Here is a 16496-nt window from a genome sequence, read left to right as displayed (position 1 = left end):
GCTTACTTCGCTGTATAAACGATTTCAACGCGCCGGTTACGTGACCAGCAACTTTCTGTTGATTCAGTGCAAACCGGACGCTCTTCACCGTAACTAACAACGTTCAACTGCCCCGACGAAGCACCATTCGCCTGTAATGAATACAACACAGAGTTACCCCGCCGTTCACCTAGAGCTATATTATACTCACGCGAACCGCGCTCATCGGTATTGCCCTGTAATGTGATGTGTGCAGAGGGACGGTTGCGAAGATATTTTGCATGGCAACTAAGAACCGTCTGAAATTCTTTTTTCACATCATCTTTATCAAAGTCGAAATAGACGACACGTTGACGCAAGCAAGCATCGGTATCTAAGTCAGCAGCTGTGTAAAGCCCAGAAGAATCGGTTGGCGCCGTAGCGGTGGGTGGTGTGGGCGTAGAAACAGTTGGTGCCATAGGTTTGACAGGCACATGTGGTTGCTCCTTAACTTTTTTTGAACAAGCGACAAGCGCGCTGGTAGAAAGCAATGAGATTAGGAGAAAACGTGTGGAATTATTCATAAAGATACCTATGGTAGCTCCCAAGCCAATGAGTGGTTAACACATCAAAATATTAACATTATTTATTAATGTACGCTCCGGTAAGGCCCCCAAGCAGGCTCTCTTACATCACTATCAACCGATACTAGGCGCTGGCGCACACGCGCATCCGCAGAGACTGCATAAAGTACTCCACGGCCTCCTTCACGTGCTGCATAAAGGACCATACTTGCATTGGGAGCAAAGCTCGGAGATTCATCCAATGAACCAGTAGATAAAGTGTTCCAAACCGTAGATCCCGAACTTTGGTCCATCATTGCAATTCGGTATACGTTACCGCTCCCTTGTGCTACGACAATCTTCTTGTCGTCATAGGAGACGCTAGCACTAGCATTGTAGTTGCCTTGAAATGTAACACGTGTCGCTGCGCCTCCAACAGAGGCGACTTTATATATCTGTGGACGCCCACCGCGGTCAGAAGTGAAATAAATAAATTTCCCATCTGACGACCAAACCGGTTCAGTATCAATTCCGAAACTATTGGTCAACTGAATTAACTGTTTGCTAACCAAGTCCATGACGTAGATTTCAGGATTACCACTTCTTGACAGAGATAAAGCGATTCGATGGCCATCGGGAGCAAACGATGGTGCAGCATTGATACCCCGGAAGCTTGACACCAATTCACGGGAACCTGTAGCAATGTCTTGAATGTAGATTGAAGACCCCCCTTTCTCAAAACTAACGTACGCCAGTTTCTTACCATCAGAGCTCCAATCAGGTGATAACAGTGGTTCGGCTGAACGCACGATGGTTTGTGGATTGTAGCCGTCTGAGTCAGCAACCATCAGTGCGTACCGCATTGCTCCGTGTGAACCACTGGCAGTGACATAAGCAATGCGGGTAAAGAATGCACCGCGCAAACCGGTAATTTTTTCGTAGATTGCATCGGCCATTTGGTGTGCAACGTCACGCATCGCGCTAGCGCGTGCAGTCATCGCCAATCCAAGCATTCGTTTGCCGTTGCGAACATCGAATAGTTCATACTCGACACGGTAAGTCCCTTGCCTGGCATCAAGCACACGACCAACCACGATGTAGTCCTGTTTCAGTGCTTGCCAAGTCGGAAATCGAATCTCGCTTCCATGAGTAGGGCGCTCAGTAATTTGCCCTAGAGGCAACGTACGGAACTGACCTGAACGGTTCAAGTCAGCAGCAACAACACCCGAAACATCCGTAGCTGGAGCACCTGCACTGTCATGATAAGGCATAGGTAAAACTGCAATAGGAGTCGCTGCGGTGTTGCCGCCAACGATATCGATCGTCAACCCCTGTTGCTGCGTCAGAGCTGATAAGGGGAACAATAAACCGACCAACATGGCCAGCCAGCGTGGAAATTTCGTCATGTGTAGATCTATAACTTTAAGAAAAATAATGGATGAAAATTTAAACGGATGCCCCAGAACGAATATTTTAGCAATCGTTAACAACAAAAGCGTGAACGCAGCCATTGGAAATGATGACCAAGATGTGCAAACGCGACAAGTAGAGATCAAAGTCAGTCACTAGCTAAAGAATATCGTTACTACATATCTCAGTATCTTGTTTATAGGGAAGATTCAACTGCCTGGCCAGCATCCATCGTTTTGCAAGAATGAGAACAGAAGGCAAGCTCAATGCAGCGAGTTTGCCTGTATCGAAGTCGCACCCAGTAGAAATGCAAACATTGCTAGAGATTACGGATTTATTCAGTGGTCTTCAGGAATAAATTTGAAATACACATCACGCTCAAATACCGGTTCAAAACCACGATAAGGTAGCGGCTGTGCGCGCATCACCGCACTCTCAATCGAACGCCGTCCTGCATCATCGTACGGACAATCGGGTGCGACCTCAGCACTAAGTACACGCCCACCAGGTAACTGGGTAATGTGAATCATGCACTTCTGACCGAGAGGAACGGAGGGGGGGCGGCTCCACTGGCCACTCACTGCCTGCTGAATTGCTGCCTTGTACTTATCACGCAGCCCTTTATTGTCAACGTTTTTCCCAGATCCCTGCACCCCGTTTGTGTTGTTGACTGGAGAGGGAGAGGATTGCTGAGAACGTTCAGCAGCTAGCTGACGCAACTTTTGTTCGGCTAGATCGGCCTGTTTAGCGTCGCTTTGTATCTGTGTTTCCAATTGCTCACGACGTTTACGCAATTCAGTCAATTTTTTCAGGCGATCAATCTGAGCATGCTCCTCAACCTGCTTCCGCATGATTTCTTGTTGCTGGCGGGCCAAACGCAACTTCTGCTCGGCTTGTTGCTGACGTTTGCGTTCCTCAGTGAGATCGATCTGCTCCTGACGATGCTTGGCTTCCTGCTCCCGTTTAGCCATCTCTTGCGATTCAGCGAGTGCGCTAACTTGTTTCTGATCAACCTTGTCAGGTTGGATAATGCGCTCCTGTGCCTCAGTCTGAGGTGAGGTAAGCGCATTCTGCGGCTGCGACGCAAAAATTGGTTGTGGTGGAGTTGTATCTTGCAGTGGTAGTTGCATCGGCATAGGAGCTTGAACTTGCAAGTTACGCAACGCTTGACGTGCAATACGGGTATCGTTAATGGATACATCCAAACTTGCTTCGATACTTGAATCAGCATCAGAAGAAGACACCTTATGTTGCGGGGACCATAACCAAGAAAGCAAAAACACCCCCCAATAAAGGCATGTAGCAATAGGGCCATCAGCACGGGCAACACAACCCCTTCGCGGCGCCGTGAGCGGCCCAAGCGTGAGTCAGCGTGCATTGGCCTCTGCTTGAGTCAGTAGGCTGACTTTCTCAATCTTGGCATCCTTGATTGCATTCATTGCGGCAATCACGTCCTTATAAGCAACAGCCCCATCAGCGGCAACCACGACACGCACGTTCTTGTCTTGAGAGACGACTGAAGTCAATTTTTTACCCAACGCATCCACATTTATGTTTTCAGGCTTACTTTTGGGTAACTGCAAAGCGAGCTTTCCATCACTATTGACGATGACTACAATCGGATCCTGCTTATTCTCCAGTGCCTTGGCGTTTGCAACTGGTAAATCTACATTGATGCTCAATGTCAACAGCGGTGCGGTGACCATAAAAATGACCAGCAATACCAACATCACGTCGATATACGGCACAACGTTAATCTCAGATTTGAGCTTGCGGCGTTTACGGCGATACATGCTGAACACTACTATCAGGCTCCTGCGTCGTGTGCGATATGGTTATTCGTCGATACCAACCTGCCGTTGCAGGATAGCGCTGAATTCCTCGGCAAAAGTTTCATAACGCACAGAAAGACGCTCCAAACGAGTGGTAAAACGGTTGTAAGCCCACACCGCCGGAATCGCAACAAACAAACCAACTGCGGTGGCAAACAGCGCTTCGGAAATACCAGGGGCAACCGCAGCAATACCTGCTTGATCGCCACTACTGATCATGTCATGCATAGTGACCATGATCCCAAACACTGTACCGACCAAACCAACGTAAGGTGCAGTGGAACCGATATTTGCCAGCAACTCCAAGTTCCGTTCTAGCTGATCCATCTCGCGCATGAAGTTAGTGCGCATCACCCGCTGAGCACCTTCTATTTGGATGCGTGGATCGAGTCGACGACGCTCCCGCAAGCGCGTGAATTCCCGGAAGCCGCCTTCAAAGATGGCTTCCAATCCACTAACCATGTGTTTACGACTGTTCGTGGAAGCATAAAGCTTACTGAGGTCAGTCCCAGACCAAAAACGATTTTCAAACTGATCGGCCTCACGGTTGGCCTGCTTAAATACCCGTGCTTTGCGAAAAATAATCAACCAGCTAGTGAATGATCCAAGCAACAACAACAGCACAATAATTTTGACGGGAATACTGGCTTTAAGCATGAGATCGATATAGTTGATCCCCCCATGCGTTGTTCCCGCGAGTGCTTGAGTTGCTACCCCGGTGATGTCTTGCGGCAAAGCTTCCACCGTATCCTGTAAGGCCAGGAGCCATGTCATCATCCGTTGTTCCTCGGTAATTCAGATTATGAGAGTTCTAAAGACTTCAATCGATCATATAGCGCACTGTTGATCGCACGAGGACGGAAACGTTTAGCCGATAATGCTGCAAGCTGAACTTCCGCCTCAAGTAACAACTCCCCGTCACGCCGGATCGACTGTGCCAACAGTAAGCTAGCATGCTTACAATGGATCAACGCCACAGACACTTCCAGCGCATCGTCAAGATACGCAGGGCGGAGAAAATCCAGACGCATCGCACGCACAGCAAACACCAAATCGTACTCTTGACGCATACGCTCTTGTCCATATCCCATCGTTCGCATCCATTCAGTCCGTGCCCGTTCGATGAAAGCCACGTAGCGAGCATGATAAACAACACCGTCAGCACCTGTATCTTCCCAGTAGACACGGGTCATCCAACTGAACTGTGGAGTAACAGTGCTACTCATAGTGGAGTTCTCATGGTTCAAAACAAATCTTCTGGATCAGTGAAAGCCGAAACTCGCTCACGAGGCTGCAGAGCGAGATGCTGGTAGGCCTTATCTGTGGCCATACGTCCACGTGCAGTACGTACCAAGAAACCTTGTTGAATTAGGTAAGGCTCAACGACATCCTCAAGGGTACCACGCTCCTCCGACAACGAGGCAGCGAGTGACTCGATTCCGACAGGACCGCCGTCGAAATACTCAACGATGGTGTGAAGCAAGCGTCGGTCTAGTTCATCAAAGCCTCCTTGATCAACCTTGAGCATCTGCATCGCTGCTTGCGCCACCTCAATTGTAATCTGCCCATCCGCCTTAACCTCGGCATAATCGCGTACCCGCCGCAACAAACGATTAGCAATGCGAGGCGTACCGCGTGCACGTTGCGCAATCTCAGCTGCACCCTCCGTAGTACAGTCGATATTGAGAATGCCTGCCGAGCGTCTTACGATCCTAGCAAGATCCTCAGGACTATAGAACTCCAAACGCTGGACGATACCAAAACGGTCGCGCAGCGGCGCAGTCAGCAAACCTGTACGAGTAGTAGCACCTATGAGAGTGAAAGGTGGCAAGTCGATCTTTATCGACCGCGCAGCCGGCCCCTCGCCAATCATAATATCGATCTGGAAGTCCTCCATTGCTGGATATAACACCTCCTCAACCACTGGTGATAGCCGATGAATCTCATCAATAAACAGCACATCGTAAGGCTGTAGATTGGTAAGCAGTGCGGCCAGATCTCCTGCTTTCTCGATCACTGGACCAGAAGTCACACGTAGCTTGACCCCGAGTTCGTAAGCAATGACATGGCTCAAGGTGGTCTTGCCCAATCCAGGTGGACCAAAAATGAGTACGTGATCCAATGCCTCAGCACGCGCCTTAGTGGCTTGGATGTAGATATCCATCTGCTCACGTACAGGTTGTTGACCGAGATAATCAGCCAAACGCTTGGGACGAATACTGACCTCAATCGCTTCATCCTCACGGGTGGCTGCGCTGTCGATGATGCGATCCATAAATAAAGTAAGGAAAGGTAGGAGAGTACGGAATCGGAAATGCTAGAGAATAAACATTACTCAGATTTCCACTTGCGTACCAAGTTCAACCAAACGGTTTCCTGGGATTCTGAAAAATGCGTTCGCTGGTGCCGCATTACGGTGCATCAATACGAATAGCTTGTCGCGCCAGATCGGCATGCCTCGATTAGCACTAGGAATAACGGTTTCGCGGCTGACGAAAAACGTCGTATGCATCGGATCAAAGTCAATTCCTGCATGATCCTTTGAACACATTAGCGCTGATGGCACATCCGGTGTTTCCATAAAACCAAAGCGTATATGGACGCGATAAAACCCGTTGCTGATCGGCTCGATCTTCAAGCGCTCACTGTTGGCAGCGTAAGGTATCTTCAACGTTTTAACAGTCAAGAACACATTGCGCTCATGCAATACCTTGTTGTGCTTAAGGTTATGCATCAACGCATGGGGTACCACCGTTGAATCAGCAGTCAAGAATACTGCAGTACCAGGCACCTTTACTGGCGGAGCAAGCATCAATCCAGGCAGAAAGTTGTCCAGATTGATCCCATCTTTGCGCATCTCCTCGTGAAGCAACTTACGACCACGCAACCAAGTGCGCATAAAGGTGAATATCACCACACCAAGCAATAATGGAAACCATGCACCGTCCATGAACTTGATAATGTTAGCGTAGAAGAACGCACCATCTACTGCGATGAACACAATAGCAATCATCAACAGCATCAGACGCGGCACGCGAGGATTAGCGCGGGCATAGATAATCATTAAAACGGTAGTAATCATCATTGTTCCAGTGACTGCAACACCGTAGGCACTCGCCATTGAGGTCGAGTCGCCAAAACCGATCACTGTTAAGATGACCAGCATCAGAAGAGTCCAATTGACCGTTGGTACGTAGATTTGTCCAATTGTGGACTGTGAAGTATGACGAACATTCATGCGCGGGATATAGCCAAGTTGCATCGCTTGACTGGAAAGCGAGTAGGACCCTGTAATCAATGCTTGCGAAGCAATCACGGCAGCAGCGGTAGCAAGCGCAATCATCGGATACAGCCCCCAATCTGGTATCGACTGATAAAAAGGATTACCGATCGCCGTGGGATTGCTTAGTACCAATGCACCTTGCCCAAGATAATTCAGAGCCAGCATCGGCAGCACAACATACATCCAAGCATGGCGGATTGCTTTAGCTCCAAAATGGCCCATATCCGCATAAAGTGCCTCACCCCCAGTCACTGCAAGAACAACAGCGCCAAGCACAAACATTGAATGCCAACCGTGTTCTAAGAAGAAATGCAGTCCCCACCAGGGATTAATCGCATATAGTACCTCTGGGGCCTGAATGATGTTGTATACGCCAACCACACCAATGGCAATGAACCAAAGAAAAGTAATCGGCCCAAAGGTTTTACCGACACGTTCAGTACCGAAGCGCTGACAAAGGAAAAGTAAGATCAATACTGCCAGAGTAATCGGCACTACGAACGCTTTCATATGAGGCTCAGCCACTTCCAAACCTTCAACTGCTGACAACACCGAGATCGCCGGAGTAATGATCCCATCGCCAAAAAACAATGAAGTACCAAAGATGCCCAAAATACCCACAATGTAGATCGAACGGCTACCAAATGGCATCGTACGCTGAGTCAGTGCAGTCAACGCCATGATGCCCCCCTCACCGTCATTATCGACGCGCATAATGACAGTCACATACTTAATTGTTACCACTAACATCATTGCCCAAAAGATTAACGACAGAATACCCAAAACCGTGTCATGGTTTGGAGCCAAGCCATAGTTGGGTGAAAACGCCTCCTTCAACGTATATAGCGGACTAGTACCGATATCACCAAATACGACACCGATTGCTGAAAGTATGATGGTACTATTGCTATTAGAGGTGATTGCTGCGCAATCACCTGAATGAGAAGAGGTAGACATGGCTAATAAGTAAAGTTAATCATTAATAACGTGAATGTAGAAAATAAACCAAGATCAACGTAATACGGTTTGAAGCGCTTTTTTGATGACAATAGCAACATCATCGCTCTCAGTACCGGCATCACGTGCCATACGTGCAGCCTCAGCTGGCTTATAACCGAGTTGCTGCAAAGCCAAGGCAGCTTCAGATACCGTATCAAGATTGAGCTTGCCTGAGGTGGAAATACCATTGTTGAAGTCTGCAGCACGGTCTCTCAACTCCACCAGCATACGTTCAGCGGTTTTCTTCCCAACTCCTGGGATAACCGTTAATGCATTAGCGTCACCAGCCTGGATTAACCCCGCAAATGTATCCACGCTGACGCTGGATAGAATCGCCAAAGCGATCTTGGTACCGATACCACTCACCCGCTGCAGGTGGCGGAATAGCCGCCGCTCACTTTCGCTCAGAAAACCGTACAACGCGGCACTATCATCCTTCTGCGTATAGTGAGTAAACAAATTCACCTCGTAACCGACGTCTGGCAATTCGCAAAAAGTGCTCATCGGCACCTCTAGTTCGTAGCCAACTCCACACACATCAACCACGAGCCACGGTGGCGTTTTGCTAGTCAAAACCCCTCGCAAGCGACCAATCATACGTGATGCTCTTTACAAAAAGCCGTATGCTCATCACAGGTCGCCGCTCTAATGAGGAGACCCCAAACCACCCACAGGCCTTTAATCATTTCCGGCTCCACGCCTGCTTCGTACTGACGCCTAAGCGCTGAGCAGTAGCACTCACATGAGCATGCGTAATAGCGACCGCCAATGCATCTGCTGCATCAGACTGTAACCTACCTTGCAGATTCAGCATGACACCAACCATATGCTGGATCTGTTGCTTGTCGGCACCACCGCGACCAACCACAGCCAGTTTGATTTGCCTAGCAGCGTACTCATGCACAGGTAAATCACGTAGCACTACCGCACTGATTGCCACACCGCGCGCCTGACCAAGCTTAAGTGCTGAATCAGCATTTTTAGACATAAACACCTTCTCAATGGCCACTTCCTTTGGGCTGTACTCCTCAATCACTGCGCTCAGACCCAACAACAACTGCTTCAGTCGCCCCGCAAAACTACTCTGACCTAGTAGTACCAATGGTGCATGGTAGACATGGTGACTACATCCATACTCATCGACATCAATGACACCAACTCCAGTGCGCTGTGATCCAGGATCAATACCGAGGATACGCGTCATCTGATAAGCGATACGAGAACACATTAAGACAAAGTGATCAATGATGGAAGAACAGTTAAGACAAAGATGGAGCGTATCCATAGCAATCAACATTGCGATGGATCTTGTAAGTATTCATCTCAACGCTTGCCCAACGTCACTTGATCAACGTTGGAATACACGTCCTGAACATCATCCAAGTCTTCCAGTATATCCAGGAGCTTACGTACCTGTATTGCAGTATCCCCATCCACCACAATGTCACTATCGGCACGGAAAGTAATCTCAGCATGATACGGCATCAAACCTAACGCAGCCATCTCTTCCTTAACACGTGAGAAAGCTTCTGGAGTAGTTATGACCTCAATCTCATCATCTTCTATGTAGACCATTACATCTTCAGCACCAGCATCAATTGCTGCCTCTGTGATACGCTCTTCATCAGCAATGGCATGAGCGTAGCTGAGTACCCCCAAACGCTTGAACATGAAGGCAACCGAACCTTCAGTCCCCATATTACCTCCACATTTGGAGAAAGCATGGCGCACATCAGACACAGTACGCAGCCGATTGTCAGTCAGACAGTCAACAATGACTGCAACTCCCCCTGGAGCATAGCCCTCGTAACGTACTTCCTCGTATTGAACGCCCTCCATCTCACCAATAGCCTTCTTTATTGCGCGTTCAATAACATCCTTGGACATATTCGACGCCAATGCCTTGTCTATCACCACACGCAAACTTGGATTGTTAGAGGGATCACCACCACCAGCACGAGCAGCGACACCAATTTGACGAATGATCTTAGTGAAAATCTTGCCGCGTTTGCTGTCAGAAGCATTTTTACGAGCTTCAATTGAGGGGCCTCGACCCATGGCCTTCAGGAGTGCGTTGATAATGGAAACGTAATTATAGCTGCCCAAGTATCTATGCGGTGTAAGAACTGCTCAGGCCACCTCCGCATCCTTCAAAGAACTCGTCATCGTTACGCTTCTTTTCCTTTCTATGTCACTTTTATAGTTCCTGGACTATCAATCGAAGTCGCTTCCAAAGTCACTTTAAAAGTATTGCGAATCTGATCAGTAGAAGGAATCGCACTTACATCCCATCGAATTAACCGTAATCCCGCATTTTCAATAGCTTTACTTTTATCAAAATCAGCCTTCTTGCGTGACTCTCTCAAATGTGTAGCATCATCCAATTCAATAACAGCTATAACGGAAGAATCCTTAGCGCACACAACAAAGTCTGCGCTCTTTTGATTAATACGATTGAACCAATGCCGTTGATGTCCTCTGCGGACACCGAGAAACCTAGATAATTGAACCTGACATAACACGATACGATCTGGCAATGCTTCGATTAAACGCCAATATAAAACTTGCTCAGGATCACTCATTACACGTTTAGGATAAAAAGGCCATTCAGAAGATTCGGAAGATAAAGATTCTTTCTTTGAAGACCCTGATGATTTTTTATTAAAAACAACAAAAAAGAATATTAATAATATAAAAAATAATAGAATTAAGATTATCACATACGCTCCAATCAATAATATAAAAAGGTTTCATATAACAATAATTTGACGCATCAAGCGTCAGGTTCAATATACCCTTCAGGCTTGGCGGCGCTGCGCTCAAATAAGAACTTATTGAGTTCCTCTTCAAGGAATGCCCTATGGCTTGGATTACGTGGAGATAACCTGTTTTCGTTGATAAGCATGGTTTGATGCGCCAACCAAGCAGCCCAGCCAACCTTGCCGATACAGGCAAAAATCTTTTGGCCCAGCTCACCAGGATAAGGCACGAAGTCCAAACCTTCGGTATCGCGTTTTTCGTATTCACAGAAGATGATGCGCTGCATAGGAGAATGTGTAGCAGTGACTGTTAATAAAAGCTCATAGCTCATTGAGCAATTTGCGGATTGGAGCGGGTAATCCAAACATGGGTAGACTCGTCCGTGTGACCCAACGTAAACCATCCGTGTTTTCCAATCCCCGATGTAAGGCAACTTTACGCATGTAACGTGGCTTCAGATAAACGCGGTAGTGACTGAAAGTATGCACGATTGGGTCCAGCACTTTGGCTAGGTCATAGTCTGCATTGGTATGCTGAGCGCACCAAATACGCAACTCCGCTTCAGTATCAGCCTGCGGCAAAGTCCAAAGTGCAGCCCAAATTCCATTCAAGGGACGCCGTTGCAATAGAATTGCGTCATCATCATTTTGTAACAGCAACACAACGGCTTCACGCTCTGGCAACACTTTACTGGGTTTGGGCGTTGGTAAGGTCTCAGTCAAACCCTCACGCCAGGCTACACAACCATCTTGCAATGGGCAGATTAAACATGCTGGCCGCAACCGGGTGCATACCGTAGCACCGAAATCCATCTGTGCTTGAGTGTAGTCGGCAAGACGTCCTGTTGGTGCTTGCAGCACATACGCTCCGGCTAGTTCCCAAAGCTCTTTTTCGATCATTGATTGACCTGACCAACCAACGATGCCATGCAAGCGTGACAGTACACGCTTGATGTTGCCATCCAAAATCGGAGCACGGTCGTTCCATGCTTGAGACAGAATTGCAGCCGCAGTACTGCGGCCAATACCGGGTAGTGCTTGCAAAGCATTCTGGTCATGTGGTAGGTCGCCACCATGCAGCTCAACACAGCGCTTGGCGGCGACATGTAGATGACGAGCGCGGGCGTAGTAACCTAAACCAGCCCAATGTGCCATGACAGCATCGGTATCTGCTGCTGCCAACTCGGGCAGCGTTGGAAAGCGTTCTAAAAAGCGTAGAAAGTACGGAATGACTACGGAAACCTGAGTTTGCTGCAACATGATTTCCGAGATCCATACCCGGTATGGCGTACGAGGGTGCTGCCAAGGTAGATGATGGCGTCCATATTGATCGAACCATGTCAGCAAGCGCTGGGCGTAGAGGGCAATCATGTAGGCTGGCCTGCGAGTGGGTAAGCTAAGTGAGTAGGGACTCTATGGCATTACCTGAAAATGTGCGGGCTTGCATGCGGGAAGACGTGTCCAGATATCTTAAGCATTTCCTAATGTTTTTGGCAGTAGCGCGTCTACGAATGCCTCAGGGTCAAAAAAATGCATATCTTCCAGCTGCTCGCCTATGCTGATGAAGTGGATTGGAATGCCAAATTCACGTGCCAACGTGAAGACTACCCCGCCCTTGGCAGTGCCATCAAGCTTGGTTACCACAATACCAGTGACGTTCACGGCAGCATGAAATTGGCGTAATTGCGAAAGCGCATTTTGCCCAGTAGTACCGTCAATCACCATCAGTACTTCATGTGGTGCGGTGCTATCAAGCTTACCGAGCACACGGCGGATTTTGCTCAACTCGTTCATTAAACCAATTTGGGTATGCAGGCGGCCTGCGGTATCGGCGATGAGCACCTCAATGCTACGCGCCTTGGCTGCTTGCAGCGCATCATAGACTACCGAAGCAGCATCTGCATTCGGTCCTTTTTGTGCGATCACCGTAATACTATTACGCTCGCCCCATGCCTGTAACTGCGCGACAGCGGCAGCACGGAAGGTATCACCGGCAGCCAACATCAAGCTGTAGCCATCCCTCTTGAACCACTTCGCCAACTTGCCGATTGTTGTAGTCTTACCAACACCATTGACACCTACAACAAGAAACACAAATGGAAGTGCATCGCGTTTGACGATCAGTGGTTTAGAAACAGGACGCAGTATCGTGATTAATTCATTACGTAATGCAGCTAACAGTGTTTGGATATCAGCGAATTCACGTGCTTTCATACGTTTACGCAAACCGTCAACTATTGCATTAGTCGTAGACACGCCTACATCAGCCGTAATCAACGCGGTTTCAATCTCATCAAGCAGATTTTCATCCAAACGCGGGTTATTCGAGAATAAAGCATTGATGTTCCGCGCGAAGAGACTGCCACGTAGGCGCTCACGCCAATTGGGTTTATCCACCGAAACTGTTGGGGTACTCGCCCCCGATGTGTCGTTGCAAGTGGAGATTACTAGCTCTGTAAAGGCACTACTCGTAGAGTGGGTCAGTAACGCAGGCTGATCTGCTGAAGATAGCAATGGCGTGGTGCTAGTTTGCCCTTGGTCTGGAGCCTCATCCAACGAAGGAGCTTTTGGAAAGGCAGCAGCCATCTCTTCAGCACTGTATTTGCTCCGCTCGTTGTCGCTGATGGCATTGGTGGGCTTCTTGCGGCGTAGAAAGCTTAACATTGAGCAGATGCATATGCGGACTTAAACAAGCCACCATGGTATCACTCACCGGAGGTCTGCACCTCGCGACAACAAATAAAGTCTTATAGATTTTTGATCAATATCAGAAAAAGGGTTGATCCATGATGATTTGTACATACTGATGGTTCGAGATAGCGATTACATAAAATCGGTTAAAAAATAAAATTTTCAAGTACGTAAATTGAAAATTAGTTTTGTGATTTTATTAATTATTTAGATGAATTTTGTTTCATGAATATGTGCCAACTAGACCGCAGTTTGAACCCATCAACGGATGCTAAGAAAAAGAGGCCAAACTACTTTTTGATAACAAAAAGACTATAAGATTCGTAAGATTCGTTTAGTCGTAATCAGAAAAGGTTAAGGATGGATACTTAACTAAACCCTTATTATGGAATTCTCAATACTAGACAGAGTCTAGCCTCAACAACCCGTACCACAATAAACCTATAATTTCATAGTCTTTTTAACAGAGACAACTAAATCGCTTAAAAAGCTCTATCGAGTAATCTATTAAAATTCAACATCATTACTCCCTAGGAATTAATATCATGCGCTTTGCCATTAATCTGATCGTAAGCATGCTGTGCGCACTACTCCTGGCCGGATGTGGGCCGGTGCGTCGTATTTCCGAACCCACTGTTAACATCCAACAGTTGAGCGTAGACAAGAAAGACATCTGGTCGATAGATCTACGCCTACAAAATTACAGCAATGTCCCCATGCACTTCCAACGTGCGATGCTGTCACTGGAAACGGGCAGCCAAGTGGCTGGTACTTTGGATGTAAAAATCAGCTTATTGATTGGTCCAGAAAGCGTGGATGTGACTAGCATTCAGCTGCAGCCAAGCGCTCTAGGGAAGATTGCCGTCGCTGATGCTCTAGCTGGTAACCATTCGCTTCCCTACAGGCTGAAGGGCAAGGTATGGGCAACATTGGAAGGCAGCAACAAGCCACGTGAGTTCGAGATTGATACGCGCAACATGCTCAACATGGCCCCCGGCCTGCCTGGTGTGCTTCGCTAAAGCTTTAGAAGGTTTGATAGCTGGAATAATGACAAGCTGAGTAAATCAAATCTATTGCGCACTTATTGATCATCTCTGTGATGATCCAAGCGACGCCGTTGGGCGTCTCAAGAATCTAAAATAAGCCCCTGCCCTGCTGACACCTCGCTAATCATGACATGAATGAAATTAAAAAAATCCGATAGCAAAAATGCCGTAAGAGATACATAAACTGCCACTAATCGAGTAGAAGCATAGTTCTCCTTATGCAGCCAGACATTCAGACTATACGCGCTGATCGACGCAGAGCTTAACTATAGTTACTGTGCTAAGTGTTTCTCCCCTATTGCAATCTCCCAGTAGTGCTTCAATGCGTTTCCTTTCACTAGATGCTTATGGCCGTGTACTCGACTGGATCAGTTGGCAAGACGCTGCTTGTTTGTACGTGCGCAATGCTGTGTCTTGGACTCTTGGGGATCCATGCCTGTCAATCCACGGTGGCATTTCGCGTTTGACTGGTAAACGCAGCGTGATCGCGTTGCATCCAATCATTGCTTCACGCGGTCACGCACGTACGTACGTACCGGTTCCAACCCCAGCACTGACCAACCAAGCCCTGTTCGCCCGTGATGACCATCTATGCCTGTATTGCGGTCAGCAATTCAGCAGGTTCCAGCTGACGCGCGACCACGTTATTCCGATTTCCAAAGGTGGCTTAGATACATGGGAAAACGTGGTCACCGCCTGCTTTCATTGTAATTCACTCAAAGCTAACCGTACCCCACAGCAAGCAGGTATGCGATTATTGGCAGTGCCATACCGCCCGAGCTGGATCGAACACCTGATCTTGTCTAACCGTAATATTCTGGCCGACCAAATGGCCTTTCTGAAGGCACAGTTACCCAAGCGTTCCAAGTTATCCCGCAACTAGCAAGGCCGCAGTAACCGGATGGTCGGGTCCGTTTTCATGCTGGAGTATTTCAGCTTGACAAAGAGATACCAGCATTCAGAAACAGCGATGGGATCCGGAACAGGAACAGGAACAGGAACAGGAACAGGAACATTGCAGCATTCAGTAAACGCGAATAAAAACCGACGACCTGATGCAGAACTTGAATGTTGTATTCGAGAACGTGGCCTAGGCTCATCCTCATGAACCGGAACCGGCTTCCGGAAGACTGAAGAATTCACGTGCGGCGACTGTACTACGAGCGGCGCAGGTAACCACATCTTCCCCACGGTTGCGCGCTAGTTCGGTAACGATATGAGGGAGAAACGCCGGCTCATTACGGCGATCCTTAGGCAACGGTCGTAATGTACGTGGAAGCAAATAAGGTGCATCCGTCTCGATCATCAAGCGTTTTTCTGGAATATGGCGCACCAATTCCCGCAGATGCATGCCACGGCGCTCATCGCATAGCCAGCCAGTAATACCAATGTACCAATCATGATCTAGGTAATCGAACAGCTCCTCATGCGTGCCAGTAAAGCAATGCACAACAACCGGGCCGAGACGACCCTCAAAGCCACGCATGATCGCCATAAAATCGTTATGCGCTTCACGTTGATGTAAAAACAACGGCTTCCCATTCTCACTAGCCAATTGCAATTGCCGCTCAAACGCGTGTTGTTGGGTCCGATACGGACAAAAATCTCGGAAGTAATCCAAACCGCACTCGCCAACTGCCACTACTTCCTTATGTGTATGCAGCATCCGTAATTCTGCGTCGCATTCATCGGTATATTCAGCAGCACAGTGCGGATGTACCCCCGCAGTGGCATATAGCAAGCCAGGATGACGCTGCGCTAATAGCAACGCAAGAGATGAATGTGTGCGATTGCTCCCGGTCACTACCATCTGCACTACACCTGCCTCATAGGCACGCTGTAACACTGCATCGCGATCGTAATCAAATGACTCGTGGGTAAGATTGGCGCCGATGTCGATCAATTGCATCTAACAAATAAAAACCTGAACACAGAGTCGCAGCATTGTACGGCAT

At 48.0% G+C, this 16496-nt stretch carries 18 protein-coding genes and 1 pseudogene; 2 read left to right on the top strand and 17 right to left on the bottom strand.

Annotated elements, in window-relative coordinates; translation table 11 throughout:
• Positions 1–2: 2 nt before the first annotated feature.
• From pal to ftsY, 15 genes and pseudogenes are all read right to left on the bottom strand, one after another.
• Positions 3–542 carry a peptidoglycan-associated lipoprotein Pal gene (gene pal, locus F7G16_RS08275; protein ID WP_004572905.1) on the bottom strand — a complete coding sequence of 180 codons (540 nt, stop codon included), beginning with the start codon at positions 540–542 and terminating at the stop codon, positions 3–5.
• Positions 543–607: 65 nt separating this feature from the next.
• Entirely contained in the window at positions 608–1927 is a 1320-nt protein-coding gene (gene tolB / locus F7G16_RS08270; protein ID WP_011097833.1) for a Tol-Pal system beta propeller repeat protein TolB, read from the bottom strand.
• Positions 1928–2269: 342 nt separating this feature from the next.
• Positions 2270–3309 (bottom strand): annotated as a pseudogene (gene tolA, locus F7G16_RS08265) (cell envelope integrity protein TolA).
• Positions 3299–3724, bottom strand: a complete 426-nt coding sequence (gene tolR / locus F7G16_RS08260) for a protein TolR (RefSeq protein ID WP_014607736.1) — start codon at positions 3722–3724, stop codon at positions 3299–3301. Before tolR ends, tolA begins: the two are co-directional and overlap by 11 nt.
• A gap of 42 nt (positions 3725–3766) precedes the next feature.
• Entirely contained in the window at positions 3767–4540 is a 774-nt protein-coding gene (gene tolQ / locus F7G16_RS08255; protein WP_004572901.1) for a protein TolQ, read from the bottom strand.
• Positions 4541–4563: 23 nt separating this feature from the next.
• Positions 4564–4989, bottom strand: a complete 426-nt coding sequence (ybgC, locus tag F7G16_RS08250; protein WP_004572900.1) for a tol-pal system-associated acyl-CoA thioesterase — start codon at positions 4987–4989, stop codon at positions 4564–4566.
• Between the two features lie 17 nt (positions 4990–5006).
• Positions 5007–6038 (bottom strand): Holliday junction branch migration DNA helicase RuvB, encoded by a 1032-nt coding sequence (ruvB, locus tag F7G16_RS08245; protein ID WP_004572899.1) that lies wholly within the window; start codon positions 6036–6038, stop codon positions 5007–5009.
• A gap of 60 nt (positions 6039–6098) precedes the next feature.
• Positions 6099–8003 carry a potassium transporter Kup gene (locus tag F7G16_RS08240; protein WP_004572898.1) on the bottom strand — a complete coding sequence of 635 codons (1905 nt, stop codon included), beginning with the start codon at positions 8001–8003 and terminating at the stop codon, positions 6099–6101.
• A 54-nt stretch (positions 8004–8057) separates the two neighbouring features.
• On the bottom strand, positions 8058–8642 hold the full coding sequence (gene ruvA, locus F7G16_RS08235) for a Holliday junction branch migration protein RuvA (RefSeq protein WP_004572897.1): 585 nt from the start codon (positions 8640–8642) through the stop codon (positions 8058–8060).
• Positions 8643–8727: 85 nt separating this feature from the next.
• Complete coding sequence (gene ruvC / locus F7G16_RS08230) at positions 8728–9249, bottom strand: crossover junction endodeoxyribonuclease RuvC (RefSeq protein ID WP_011097831.1); 522 nt, start codon at positions 9247–9249, stop codon at positions 8728–8730.
• 119 nt (positions 9250–9368) lie between these two features.
• Complete coding sequence (locus tag F7G16_RS08225; protein ID WP_004572895.1) at positions 9369–10103, bottom strand: YebC/PmpR family DNA-binding transcriptional regulator; 735 nt, start codon at positions 10101–10103, stop codon at positions 9369–9371.
• A gap of 128 nt (positions 10104–10231) precedes the next feature.
• Complete coding sequence (locus F7G16_RS08220) at positions 10232–10765, bottom strand: DUF2726 domain-containing protein (RefSeq protein ID WP_228446171.1); 534 nt, start codon at positions 10763–10765, stop codon at positions 10232–10234.
• 53 nt (positions 10766–10818) lie between these two features.
• Entirely contained in the window at positions 10819–11091 is a 273-nt protein-coding gene (locus F7G16_RS08215) for an oxidative damage protection protein (protein WP_011097829.1), read from the bottom strand.
• A gap of 34 nt (positions 11092–11125) precedes the next feature.
• The gene (gene mutY / locus F7G16_RS08210) at positions 11126–12175 is read right to left on the bottom strand and encodes an A/G-specific adenine glycosylase (protein WP_004572892.1); all 1050 of its coding nucleotides are present in this window, start codon (positions 12173–12175) and stop codon (positions 11126–11128) included.
• A gap of 99 nt (positions 12176–12274) precedes the next feature.
• Positions 12275–13468, bottom strand: coding sequence for a signal recognition particle-docking protein FtsY (gene ftsY, locus F7G16_RS08205; RefSeq protein WP_004572891.1), 1194 nt, complete (start codon positions 13466–13468; stop codon positions 12275–12277).
• A 572-nt stretch (positions 13469–14040) separates the two neighbouring features.
• On the opposite strand from ftsY, the gene F7G16_RS08200 reads away from it, so the two are divergent.
• Both F7G16_RS08200 and F7G16_RS08195 read left to right on the top strand, forming a co-directional pair.
• Complete coding sequence (locus tag F7G16_RS08200) at positions 14041–14514, top strand: LEA/WHy family protein (RefSeq protein ID WP_004572890.1); 474 nt, start codon at positions 14041–14043, stop codon at positions 14512–14514.
• A 349-nt stretch (positions 14515–14863) separates the two neighbouring features.
• The gene (locus tag F7G16_RS08195; protein WP_004572889.1) at positions 14864–15424 is read left to right on the top strand and encodes an HNH endonuclease; all 561 of its coding nucleotides are present in this window, start codon (positions 14864–14866) and stop codon (positions 15422–15424) included.
• Between the two features lie 49 nt (positions 15425–15473).
• Here the strand turns inward: F7G16_RS08195 and F7G16_RS08190 are convergent, their stop codons facing one another.
• Both F7G16_RS08190 and F7G16_RS08185 read right to left on the bottom strand, forming a co-directional pair.
• Entirely contained in the window at positions 15474–15647 is a 174-nt protein-coding gene (locus tag F7G16_RS08190; protein WP_161594829.1) for a hypothetical protein, read from the bottom strand.
• Entirely contained in the window at positions 15644–16450 is an 807-nt protein-coding gene (locus F7G16_RS08185; protein WP_004572888.1) for a TatD family hydrolase, read from the bottom strand. Before F7G16_RS08185 ends, F7G16_RS08190 begins: the two co-directional genes overlap by 4 nt.
• Positions 16451–16496 lie beyond the last annotated feature (46 nt).

The organism is Xylella fastidiosa (genome assembly GCF_011801475.1).
Lineage (GTDB): Bacteria > Pseudomonadota > Gammaproteobacteria > Xanthomonadales > Xanthomonadaceae > Xylella > Xylella fastidiosa.
The sequence above is the reverse complement of the archived record's forward strand: the minus strand, read 5'-3'. Positions and strand labels throughout refer to the sequence as shown.